This is a genomic window from uncultured Brachyspira sp., from assembly GCF_944390845.1.
Taxonomy (GTDB): Bacteria; Spirochaetota; Brachyspiria; order Brachyspirales; family Brachyspiraceae; genus Brachyspira; species Brachyspira pulli.
Genome location: NZ_CALXRM010000037.1, coordinates 18,249 through 31,290 on the forward strand (window position 1 = coordinate 18,249; position 13,042 = coordinate 31,290).

8 protein-coding genes are annotated in these 13,042 nt (G+C 27.4%); 2 read left to right on the forward strand and 6 right to left on the reverse strand.

The window, feature by feature from the left end; genetic code table 11:
• Nucleotides 1–8 precede the first annotated feature (8 nt).
• Together Q0K52_RS08635 and Q0K52_RS08640 are read left to right on the forward strand one after the other, a co-directional pair.
• The gene (locus Q0K52_RS08635; RefSeq protein WP_297298523.1) at nucleotides 9–2,936 is read left to right on the forward strand and encodes an LPS-assembly protein LptD; all 2,928 of its coding nucleotides are present in this window, start codon (nucleotides 9–11) and stop codon (nucleotides 2,934–2,936) included.
• A 30-nt stretch (nucleotides 2,937–2,966) separates the two neighbouring features.
• Nucleotides 2,967–4,382: an ankyrin repeat domain-containing protein gene (locus Q0K52_RS08640; RefSeq protein ID WP_297298524.1), complete on the forward strand. Its 1,416-nt coding sequence runs from the start codon at nucleotides 2,967–2,969 to the stop codon at nucleotides 4,380–4,382.
• A 179-nt stretch (nucleotides 4,383–4,561) separates the two neighbouring features.
• On the opposite strand, the gene phoU is transcribed toward Q0K52_RS08640, so the two are convergent.
• The 6 genes from phoU to Q0K52_RS08670 form a co-directional block, all read right to left on the reverse strand.
• Nucleotides 4,562–5,206 (reverse strand): phosphate signaling complex protein PhoU, encoded by a 645-nt coding sequence (phoU, locus tag Q0K52_RS08645; protein ID WP_297298525.1) that lies wholly within the window; start codon nucleotides 5,204–5,206, stop codon nucleotides 4,562–4,564.
• A gap of 42 nt (nucleotides 5,207–5,248) precedes the next feature.
• Nucleotides 5,249–6,058, reverse strand: coding sequence for a phosphate ABC transporter ATP-binding protein PstB (gene pstB / locus Q0K52_RS08650; RefSeq protein ID WP_297298526.1), 810 nt, complete (start codon nucleotides 6,056–6,058; stop codon nucleotides 5,249–5,251).
• A 23-nt stretch (nucleotides 6,059–6,081) separates the two neighbouring features.
• On the reverse strand, nucleotides 6,082–7,872 hold the full coding sequence (gene pstC / locus Q0K52_RS08655) for a phosphate ABC transporter permease subunit PstC (protein WP_297298528.1): 1,791 nt from the start codon (nucleotides 7,870–7,872) through the stop codon (nucleotides 6,082–6,084).
• A gap of 93 nt (nucleotides 7,873–7,965) precedes the next feature.
• On the reverse strand, nucleotides 7,966–8,772 hold the full coding sequence (locus tag Q0K52_RS08660) for a substrate-binding domain-containing protein (RefSeq protein WP_297298530.1): 807 nt from the start codon (nucleotides 8,770–8,772) through the stop codon (nucleotides 7,966–7,968).
• Between the two features lie 588 nt (nucleotides 8,773–9,360).
• Entirely contained in the window at nucleotides 9,361–11,682 is a 2,322-nt protein-coding gene (locus Q0K52_RS08665; RefSeq protein ID WP_297298532.1) for a ribonucleoside-diphosphate reductase subunit alpha, read from the reverse strand.
• Between the two features lie 51 nt (nucleotides 11,683–11,733).
• Entirely contained in the window at nucleotides 11,734–12,807 is a 1,074-nt protein-coding gene (locus Q0K52_RS08670; RefSeq protein ID WP_297298533.1) for a ribonucleotide-diphosphate reductase subunit beta, read from the reverse strand.
• Nucleotides 12,808–13,042: the final 235 nt, after the last annotated feature.

The following is a 13,042-nucleotide window of genomic DNA, read 5'->3' on the forward strand; positions in this document are numbered from 1 at the left end:
AGGATATAATGCGAATCTTAATTTTGCTGTTATTTACATTTATATTTAATGTGTGTTTATATGCACAAGATACCAATACTAATAATGTGAATAATACTATTGCAACAAATAATATAGGTGAAGGTGCAATAATGCAAATAAATAGATTCGATGCTAAAAAGAATCCTATTTCTTTTATTAACTTGGTTAATTTTACTCCATTTTATGTTCTTAGGGAGTATGCAAGGGTTAATGATATAGAAATTTATCCTTATGATACAGAAGCATCTTTAAGAGCTAGGATTATAGAAAGACAGGTTAATATAAAACCAGAAGTCATAGAAGGTAAAGATCAAGTAAAACAAGTAGCAAGGATTACAATCAATAAAGGTAATGCACAGGTAGAACTTATAGGTGCAGATTTTGTTGAACGTTATGAGATAAAAGAGGCTGGAGAAGAACTCATAGCATTATATGGTAATGTAACCATGAGAATGTATAATAATACATTGATAGCTGATAAAGTTGTTTATAGCTTAAAAACAGGTGAAGTTTTTGCTGCTGGAAATTTGGTTGTACAATCTGGAGAGAGTACTCTTAATGGCGAATGGTTTATGGTAAATAGGGAAGATAAGAAAGGGGTTTTATACGGCGGCGGTACTAAATTTATGTCATTTACTGTTGAAGGTGAAATAATAAAATTTAATGACCAAGATTTTTTTGCTGAAAATAGCCGTGTTAGTTTTTCTCGTCTTACTCCTGTAGCTCATGATTTTTTAACTAGCCGTGTTTATCTTTGGAATGATAAAAATATCATGGTGTTTAATAGTATTTATAGGGTTGGAAGGCAGCCTGTATTCTATTTTCCTCTATTTGTTCAAAATAATATGGGTACTGGTATAATAACTTCATTTGGTGAATCATTACGTGAAGGTGTTTATATCCAAAATTATAAAATATTTAATTTGTATGGTGTACAGCATAAAGTTAGATTTGATGCATATCAAAAATTAGGTTTTTTACTTGGTGATGAGATAAGATATACAAGTAAAAATCAAGATTTAGCATTAGATGCTATGTTTGCTTTAGGAAGACAATATTATTTGCTTAATTCTTATATCACTTCAAGTATAGGATTTGGTACGAGATATGTTAACTATTTTGCTGCGGGAGAATCTGGAAAGTTTGTTCCTAGGTATAAATTCCAATATGATCATACTATTCAATTATATAATAGTAAAAATATTAACAGCTATATTACTGGTAAACTAAATTTAAATAGTGATTTATATTTTAGATCTGACTATTACAATCAAAGAGGAAAATTTGATATATTAACATTTTTTACATCTATTACAGGTAACTTACAAGATATAGGCGATTCTTATCCGGAAAGTTATATTGAAAATTCCGTTTATATTAATAATAACATTTATGGTGTTAATTTGAAAGTTGGTGCTGAATGGGATTTAGAAGCTGTTAGAAATATATCTGTAGATAATAATACAAATTTTGATTATTATATGCCGAAACCAAATAAGCTTATTTTACCGTCAGTAGAAGCTAGTTATAGTTCTGTATTTGGTGATGAAACTTCTTATTATTTTCCAGGACTTAATATAAATTATAATTTAAGAGCTAATTATAATCATACTATAAATTATAAAACTTCTGAAGGTATTGCTTTTTATAATAATCCTATGCTAGATGATCAGCTCAATGATAAATTAGCTGAAAGAAATAATTTGAATTTATATGGTGCAATATCAAGAACTTTTACCAATGATTTTATAAGATTTGTTCCTAATTTTAATATAGAATATTCTTATCAAAATAGTATTAATCCTACAGCTGAGGATTTAATTTATGATAAAGATAATACTTATTTGGGTTTAGGCACAGGAATGAATTTTTCTATGTTTTTGCCATATAGTATTTTACCTTATGATTTTACTAGATTTTTTGAACCTACTGTTAGATGGGATACTACATATACTTTAGGTTATAGATTTAAAGAAAAATATATTGATACAGATTCTCTTGGATCGCAAATAGGGGAGTTTAATAACCATAATTTTACTACTAAATTAACTGTTGGAGGAACTGGTTATAGTTTATTCTTCTTACCAGATTTAAATTTAAATTTGGAATCATTCATAAGAACAGGTTATGATTTTATACCAACATATAATTCTGAGACTAGAACTTATCAAGTAGAATTTTCTACAAATAAGATGCTTACTACAGAAGTAGGAGCTTCAGCTAGACTTTTATATAATCAGTCCTATATATCTTATGATGTATCAAGAAATTTATTAGGTACAAATTTAACAGTTAATCGTATTAATTCATATTTCCATTTCCCTATACCTCTTGGTAAGATTACAGATTGGATTTTGATTAAAAATAATAAAAAACCATTTTTTGATGGTGTTGTTAATGATTTTAATTTGTATTTTGGTTTTTCTTTTACTCATGATTTTATTAATTATAGATATAATACAGCTGCATTTACATTTGGTATAGAACTTCAAGTTTTAAATCAATGGAAATTTAGAATAGGTACTACAAGTGCCAATGAAAAGGCATATAGATATATAAAATCTTATGCGGAAAGAGAAAATGAAACTTGGGTTAATCCTTTTTGGGATATTATTAATTCATTTAATTTTGCAAATCCTCAAAAAAGGACAGAAAGTTTATTTAAATTAGATTCAATAGAAGCCAGTTTATGGCATGAATTAGATGGTTGGCAAATTCAGGCTACTTTTGCTGTAAGACCTTCTACTCTTCCTTCTGATATATCATCAGGTTCAGTAAAAGGTGTTTATTGGAATAAAGAGTTTTGGATTGAATTTACTCTTACTGATTTTCCTGATGTTGGTTTACCTAAGAGAGAATATGATCTTAATAGTACTATCACCGATTTACAAGATAGTGCAGCATCTACTCAGTAATTTTATATAAAAAATTGAGAGTTATTTTTTATGAAGAATATTTTTATTATAATGTTAGTATTTTGCATGTCTGTTTATGCTCAAGATATTATAGAAGAAGTTATAGAAGAAATTAAAAGAATAGAAGAAATTGATTCATCAGAAACTAATAATAATATTAATAAAAATTATAATTCTATATATGAAGCAATAGAGAATGATGATCTAGAATATCTAAAAGAAGTTATAAGTACCAATAATAATTTTAATATAAATTCTAAATTACCAGATGATTATGAAAATAATTTGGGAGGTGCTAGTCTTTTATTATATTCTATATATAAAAATTCAAGATATATAACAGAGTATTTAATAGAAAATGGTGCTAATCTAAAAATGAAGGATTTTAAAAATTGGAATAGTATTATGTATGCAGTAGCATATTCAGATTTATATACAATATCATTGCTTATAGATAAAGACAGCTCTTTACTTGACAGTAAAACCGAATTTAATGTAACACCTTTACATATAGCCAGCGGAAGTAATAATCTTAATGCTATAATGTATTTATCAACAAATTCTAATATAGATATTAACGGCAGAGATATTGATGGTTGGACTCCTCTTTATCATGCAGCACATTCTAAAAGTATTGAGGCATATAATTTACTTATAGAATTAGGTGCTGATACAAATATTACAGATAATAATAATGTTTTACCCGAAACTGTTTTAACTTCAACAATAGAAGAAGAGATCAACGAATTAAGAGAGATTGATATAGAATTATTTAAGGCTATAGAAATAGATGATTATAAAACTATTAGGGCTCTTGTAAATAGGGGAGCTAATATTAATGCAAAAGATGGTTATGGTTTAAGTGCTTTGCATTTAGCTGTAAAAAATAAAAGTATTAATTCTCTTAATGTTCTTCTTGCTAATAAAAATATTGATTTGGAGGCAAAGCTTCCTAAAGGTTATTTTACACATTTAGGAGATGACTCTACAGATGCAGTATATATAGGAGAATCAACCCCGCTTCTTTATGCTATATTTAAAAGCAAAGGGGATAGTAAAATATGCAACTTACTTATAAACAAAGGGGCTAATGTTAATGCTACAGATGAGGAAGGCTGGTCTACATTTTTGTATGCTTCTGCATTTGGAAATAGTTCTATATTAAGAAGTATTGTATCAAAAAATAGAAAATTGATTAATACAAAAACTAAAAATAATGTAACACCTTTACATATGGCAGTAGTTTATGATAATATAGATAATATTAGATATTTAGTTAGAAATTTAAAAGTAGATATTAATGCACAAGATGATGATGGTTGGACAGCACTTTATTATGCTGCCGCTAATAATAAAAAAGAAGCTTATAAATTATTATTGAGATTAGGTGCTGATAAAAATATTACTAACAATGAAGGTTTAAAGCCTTCTGATGTAATGCGTTAAAATAATATATCAGTAAAGTGTATAATTGAATATATTGATAAATTATATTTCATAAAATTGGTTTTATCATTTGATAATTGCTATATTTATAATACATAAAATATATTTAGTTTAAATAAATAAAAAACCTGCCTAAAATATTTTAGACAGGTTATATTTTTATGTGAAATTAAAAATTATTATTTGAATCTTTCACCAGTGCTGTAGTAATAAACCCATTTTGCTATATTTTCAGCATGATCTCCCATCTTTTCAAAATATTTGGCTATCATCATCAAATATATTGCTTGATCTGCATTTTCAGCACCGCTTTTTATCAATTCAACCATAGAGTCTCTCATCTTATAGAATAATTTATCTACATTATCATCGCTTTCTATTACATTGCGTGATAATTCAGAATTCTTTTCTTTGAATGCTTTTAGACAATTAGTTACCATATAATCAATGATGTTTGACATTTCTATTATAGTATCTATATTATTCTTATATATATTGCCTTCCAATAAAAATCTAAGTAAATCGCATATATCTTTAGACTGATCTCCTATTCTTTCTAGGTCTGTGGCTATTTTTAATGTTGCAGAAACTATTCTCAAATCAGTTGCTACTAGGTGTTCCAATAATAACATTTTTAAAGATGAACTTTCTATTTTATAAGATATTCTGTTTATGTTTCTGTCATTTTCTATAACTTGATTAGCCAATTCTATATCGCCATTTACTAAAGCTTTAGTAGAATTTCTTAAAGCTTCCAATATCATATCTCCAGCTTCAACGACATAATCAATTAATTTATTTAATTCTTCTTCAAATTTTTTCATTTTTTTCTCCGTTTAATTAATATAAAAAATAAAAATTATAAATCAACCAAATCTTCCAGTAATGTATCTTTCGGTTCTTTCATCTTTAGGTTTTGAGAATATTTCTTCTGTGTTTCTGTATTCTACAATTTCCCCAAACAAGAAGAAAGCAGTTTTATCAGATACTCTCATAGCTTGCTGCATATTATGAGTAACTATTACTATAGTGTATTCATTTTTTAATTCATCTATTAATTCTTCTATTTTTCCTGTACTTATTGGATCTAATGCACTTGTAGGTTCGTCCATAAGAAGTATTTTAGGATTAACAGATAATGCCCTTGCTATACATAATCTTTGCTGCTGACCTCCAGACAAACCTAAAGCATTTTTATTAAGTCTATCTTTTATATCGTCCCAAAGAGCTGCTTTAGTTAAACTGTATTCAACTATCTCATCTAATTTAGATTTCTTTTTTATTCCAAAAGTTCTAGGGCCATAAGCTATATTATCATAAACACTCATAGCAAAAAGGTTAGACTTTTGAAATACCATTCCTACATTCTTTCTTAAATATGATACATTTACATTTTTATTATATATATTAACCCCAGCTATTTCAATATCGCCTTCTATTCTGCAGTTTGGAACTAAATCATTCATTCTATTAAATGTTTTTAATAGTGTAGACTTTCCGCATCCTGAAGGCCCTATAAAAGCTGTTACACTATTTTTAGTTATATCAATATTAATTTTTTTTAAAGCTTGAAAACTTTCATAATATAAATCTAAGTCTTTTACTTTTATAGCTGTGTCAGTATTAAAGTCAAAATTTACATTATTGTTTGTTGTATTATTTATATCATTAGCCATTTTTTATCCTTTCAATAATATTATTAATAATCTTTCTTTAACTTCGTATTAACAATAAATAGTGAAGCATTAAGAAGTATAACCATAATAAGCAAAATACTGGCAGTTGCAAAAGTCTGATTAATATATAAGCCTTCACTTGAGAACATCCACATCATAACTGAAAATGAACTTCCCGGACTTAAATAGCCTTTAGGCATATATCTTACTGCTCCGGCTGTATATATCAAAGCAGCACTTTCACCTACTATTCTTCCTATGCTTAAAATAACAGAAGTCATGATACCGGAAAAACCGCAAGGCAATACAATTTTAAATATTGTTCTTACTTTTGAAGCCCCCAAAGCTAAACTTCCTTCACGCAAACTTGTAGGTATTGATAATAATGTTTCTTCTGTTTGTCTTATTATAGATGGCAGTATTATTAAAACTAAAGTTAATGAACCTGCTAATATACTTCTTCCTATACCAAATAAATTAGCAAATACTAACATACCAAAAAGACCAAATACTATTGATGGAATGCCTGATAAACTGTCAGTAAATATTCTAATTATAGATATTAATTTACTTTTAGCCTTTGAATATTCTGTTAAGTAAATAGCCGCAAACACTCCTAAAGGTATTGCTATTATAAGTGACATAAAAAGCATCATACCTGTTGAAACTATTGCCGGCAATAATGTCATTTGAGAGTTATTACTTTTTCCAAATAATAAATTAAAATTGATATGAGGTATTCCTCTTATTAAGATAAATAATACTATAAATACTAGAAGCAATGTTGATACTGCAGCAGCAAATACTGAAATATATTTTAATACATCAGCTTTTATAGTTGATACTTTCATTTTTATATTTTTGAAAGAAAAGTCATTTACATTGGCTTTTAATTCTTTATTCTTGCCGAAAAGACTAGAGAAAGAAAATGAAAAATATAAATTATTTCTTTTTAATAGTGAAAGTACTATATTAATAATGAGTATGAATAATAATAATACAAAAGCTGTAGCTATTAATGCAGATCTATGAATTCCTGTTGCATATCCCATTTCTAAGGCTATATTAATAGTCATAGTTCTGAAATATGAGAATAAATCTTTAGGTACAAAAGGTGCATTTCCTGCAACCATCATAACAGCCATAGTTTCACCTATAGCTCTTCCCATACCAAGCACTATAGCAGAAAATATACCTGATTTTGCAGCTTTAACAATAACTCCGAAAATAGCCTGTGAATGAGTATTTCCTAAAGCTATTGCCCCATCATAATAATATTTATACACAGCTTCCAAATTATATTTTGTAATTGATGTTATAGTAGGAAGTATCATTATTGCAAGTATAATAGAGCTTGCTAATACTCCTTCACCAACATCATTTGGAGAAATGTTTTTTAAAAAAGGTACTAATACTACCATACCAAAAAAACCGTAAACTATTGAAGGTATTCCAGCAAGTAAGTCTATAACTTGTGATAATACGATCTTTAATTTTTTTGGGCAGAACATTGATATATAAACTGCAGTGAAAAAACCAAATCCTCCGCCTAATAATGTGGCAAGAATTGTTACATATATAGAGCCCACTATCATTGGCAATATTCCAAAATCTTTTGATGATGGAGACCAATTCATACCAAAAACGAATTTGAAAAATCCAACTTCTTTAAATACCGGAATACTATAGATAAATATAAAAATACATATTGAAAATACAACTATAACAGAAAATATAGAACATATAAAAAATACATATCTCATAACATTATCTAGTATTTCATTACGTATATGTTTATTAATATTGTTATCCAAAATACATATCCTAAATTAAATTATTTTTTATGACATTGAAATAAAAAAGTCGATATACAAAAATTAATTTGTATACCGACCTTCATTATTTTATCAATTAGCTACATACCCGTTTTCATTTATAACCGCTTTCCCAGCTTCACTATTAATAAAATCTAAGAAAGCCTTAGTACCTTCATCTAATTCAGCACCTTTTTTTGTGAATATGTAGAAAGGACGATAAAGTTTATATGTATCGCTCTTTATATTTTCTACTGATGCAGGGACATATTCATTTTGTCCTTTTGCTTTGTAAGCTAAAGGTTTGATAGTATCATCAATAGAACCCAAAGAGATATATCCTATTTTTGAAGCATCACTGCTTACAGAAGTTTTTACTTTTCCAGTACCATCTAATATTTCAACTGTTGCAGGTAGTGGAGATTCTTTTCCTATAGCAGTTAAATCTGTAAAAGCACTTCTAGTACCAGAACCATCTTCTCTTGATATTGATTTACTGATATTTCCTATTGCTTTATTATTGATATAAAGATCATATAATTCTTCTTCGCTAATTTGATTAATTTCAGAATCTTTATTAGCTATAATTACTATACCGTCTTGGCATAATAAATAAGTGTCTAAATTAGGTAATTCATCTTCTTTCAAATTTCTTGAAGCCATGCCTATATTGTTGTTGCCGTTTATAGTGTCTTGAACTCCAATAGTTGAATCAGAAGTTTCTACTGTTACAGTGTAATTAGAATTTACTTCTTCAAATTTTTCAGCTAATTTGAACATTAAAGGTGAAACAGAAGAAGAACCTGTTATCACAATGTCAGTAGGGCTTGAAGCACCGCCGCCGCAAGATATAAGTCCGAATAGACTTACAAGAGTTAAGAAAATCAAAATCTTTTTCATAATATTGATTCGCTCCCATATAATTTTTTTGTGTTTGTTAAATCTAACGCGAACCTTATATACTATAAAAATAAATATGTCAATACGAAATTTGAAATTTAATTTTAAATTTTGAACTTTTTAAAGAAACTATACCTAGCTATATATATGAAAGAAATCATAATAATTTAGTCAAAGTTAACATAATATTAAAATATGTTAACTGAATTATGTTAATAACATATTAATTAAATCCTTAATTAGGTCTAAAATTACATATAAAAAATTTTACTTTTATGAGAATTTTTTATCAGCAGAATAAAATATTATTATTTTTTATTATTGTTATGCTCGTCTACGCCTACAATAAGCTAGTGAGTAAGCTCTCTAGCTGGCTACGACTCGCTTTTTATATTTTAATTCTAATTTTAAAAATTATTATTTTTTAATAAAAAACAATTAGAAAGCAAATCAATATTTTTTATATAAATAAGGATTTTATATTATATTATAAAAAATAGCAATAGGTTATAAAAAATTTTTAAAAAATAAATAGGCACTATAACAAAAATCATAATGCCTAATAGGGTATATTTATATTTATTTTTATTATGTACAAGATTCACAAACTTCATCTAACTCAAAATTAGACTTAGGAGTTTTCATATAATAAAGAGTTTTTAAACCTAAATCCATAGCATATTGTATATCGTCCCAAAGCTCTTTTGCAGAATCAGGCTTCACATAATATAAATTTAATGATTGTGCTTGGTCTATATATCTTTGTCTTACAGCAGCCAGTTCTATTATAGTTCTTGCAGGTATATTCCAACATCTTTCATAATATTGTCTGTTCTTTTTTATATTAGGTGCTAAGCTAGGTAATGTTTGTATACCTTCTTCTATAAAAAATAAATCTACTATAGGTTCTATACTTTCAGTTGCAGATACACTTTTACCAGATGTAGCAGTAGGGGCAATAGCACCATGGAATGAAAAACGAACACCATTAGCTTTTATTTTTTCAGCAAGTTTATCCCATTTTTCTTTATCTACTGTAACATCAAGATTATTTTTATTATTGTTATTTAATAATGATATATGGAATGGTGTTAATCCTTCTTTCCATTTAGATTCATTAAATGTTTTATAAGGTCCTCTTTCTTTAGCTAATAAATTTGATGCTTCGTATATATGATAATATAAATCATCAAAAACTTTATTAGTAAATTCTAAAGCTTCTTTGTCTGTATATTTTAATTTATTTGAAGCAAGTAAATTAGCATAGTTAATAACACCTATACCGATAGGTCTATTTTTCTTATTTGCTATTTCGCCTTCTTTTACAGGATAGAATTGTGTGTCTATTATGTTGTCGCATCCTCTTAAAAGAGTATAACAGAATGACTGTTTTTTCTCCTCATTGAATGTAACCCAAGACATAAGATTCACAGAAACTAGATTACATATACCTATTTCTCCGCTTTTTTTTCTTTGAATGATTTCATACTCCCCATCTTCATTGATAACATATTTTTCATCAATAAGTTTTGATGGATAAGAAGGTATAACTATTTCCTGACATAGATTAGAAGCACCTACAAATTTATTAACCATATTTTGTTCATTGATATTGTCTACAAAAGTAAGATATAAATTTCCTGTTTCCTGTCTTACTTTCAAAATTTGGAATAATAAATCTTTGGCTTTTATTTTCTTTTTTCTTATAGAAGATTTACTTTCATAATACATATAAGCTACATCAAATTTTTCGCCGTATTCTTCATTCAAAAGAGGAGTTTCTTTTGGATCGAAAAGTGTTACATATTCATCTTTGTTAACACGTTCTCTAAATATATTGCTTATCCTAATAGAATAAACTAATTTTCTAGCTCTTGTATCTTCTGTACCGCCTGCATCTTTAAGCATAATTAAATCTAATACATCTAAATGCCACCAAGGGAATGTTACAACACAAGCACCTTTACGTACCCCTCCTTGATTGAAAGATGATATAGTTTGTTCAACTCTTTTTATAAATGGTACAGGTCCGTCAGAACGTCCTCTATTAGTTTGTATGCTTGAACCAGCAGCTCTTATATATGAAGCATCATAAGCTATACCGCCTGAAAATTTTGAATATAGAGCCATATTTCCATCAGTTTGATTTAGGCTCCAAGTATCATCATCAGGCGTATTTAATATACAGCTAGCTAATTGTGCTTTTATTGTCATACTGTTTGCTATTCTAGGTGTAGCAAATGTAATTTCATGCCTTGAAAGCATATCATAAGTTCTTTTTATATATTTTAATCTTTCTGCCTTACTTATTTCTAATTTATCTTTATTTTCGCCTTTATAATAGTCATTATAAAATGAAAACATAGCAGCTACCATATAAGTTATTTGAGGCAATTCAAGTTTTTTATTTCCTATGTTTTTACAATATTTTTTATAGAAAATAGCTAATCCCTTATATGTAAAAAGTAAATCTCTATTAGGATCTATCATAGCATTGATTTTATCTAATTCTTTATCAGAGAATAAGTTTATTATATCTTTATCATAAATTTTATATTTAATTCCTTTTTTCAAGAAATTTTTTATATGTGGATAAGAGCCTATTTTTTTAAGTCCGCAAGTTTCCTTATATATTTTCATTAGATAAAGCTTTTCTGCTATTGTGTCATATACAGGATATAATGGGCTTATCATATTAACAGCAGTATTTATGAGTTCATCATATAATACTTCTATTTTCATTTTATCATTTATTTTTATATTCAGACTTTCCAAAAGATTATTAGCAAAAACTTCTTTTCCCTCAGTAGCCCAATTTACAACTTTTCTTAGTTTTTCTTCATTAAAGGGTTCTTCCCTTCCATCTCTTTTTATGATTATGTGTTTTTTATCTTTTGTAAGTTCTATCATATTTTTTACCCATCGATTCTATTTTGTTTAATAAATAATAACTATAAATAATTATAAATCGTTTTTTAATGCACCTTTTTGGTATGATGTATTAGTAGTTTCCTGTAAAGCTGCATTTTGTTTATTTATATCTCTATAGCTATTAAACCAATCTATTATATCGGATTTTTTTTCAGATAGATATTCAGTTTCTACTCCTAAATCTCTTAGTCTTACACCAGCCCAATATTTAATGAAATGTTCGCTTACTGAAGAATTAATACCTGCTACCTCATATCCGTCAAAAAGGTATTTAGCCCATTTTATCTCTTCATTAACAGTAAATTCTGTCATAGCTTTAGCCATGTCATTGAACCAACCACTTTTAAATAAATGTGTAAATCCCTGTTCGTTTTCTTTTCTAAGTATATTCATTACATTTTTACCAGTAGGTACATGTATATTTAATTCATCATGTGCTATCAATTTAATAGTCTTTGTGAATCCTGCTATTGCATTATCGTAATTATTATTAATTGTGAAAGTTACAAGAAAAGAGAATGGAAACTTTACACCTTCAAGTAAATATATTCCTATAAGTAATTTCAATACCGCCTGTTTTTTCTCATCTAATATTGCATGAGAATTTTCTAAATTACATAGTTCATCAACATTTCCGAATAATTCTACCTCTTTTTCCATTCTGTGTTTAACGAATTCATCATTATAAACTAAATCTAATGTATCTGTTGCTTCATGTCCGAAAACCTCAGAAAGTCCATAGGAATAACTTTCAGCATGTATATTTTCTTCTATTGCTATTCTTGCATATAGTATAGACCATATTGAACTTGTTACTATTCTATTTAATATTGATGAAAAACCGCTAGTAACGCCACTGTCCATCAAAGTTTGATATGCTATATTAAGTTTGAAAGCTCTTTGTGCATCTTCTGGAAGTGTAGAAAATCTAGTTTTATCAGATTTATAATCAACCTCTTTTGAAAACCAAGTATTTCCCTCACTAGCTTCTTTTAGTTTTCTTGCAACTTCATGAGATACATTGTCTATTCTAAGGTAATGACCAAAATCTCCGAAGAATATTTTTTCATTTTCAGGTTTTTTGTCTATATCAACTACTTTCATTGATCCTCCAAAAAATATGTTTTATTGTTATTCGAATTTAATTAGTTATTCTAATTTTCTTTTTTATATTTGTCAAGGGATTTTTATTGTACATTTATTCGATTGTTTTAAATTTGTTATACATTTTCTACTTTTTGTAAAATAAGTAAAATATATACAAAACTGCACAGGAGCCAGACATATTGCATTAAGTATTCCTTAGTTTTTTAAAGTATAACATAGGTGTATCATAATT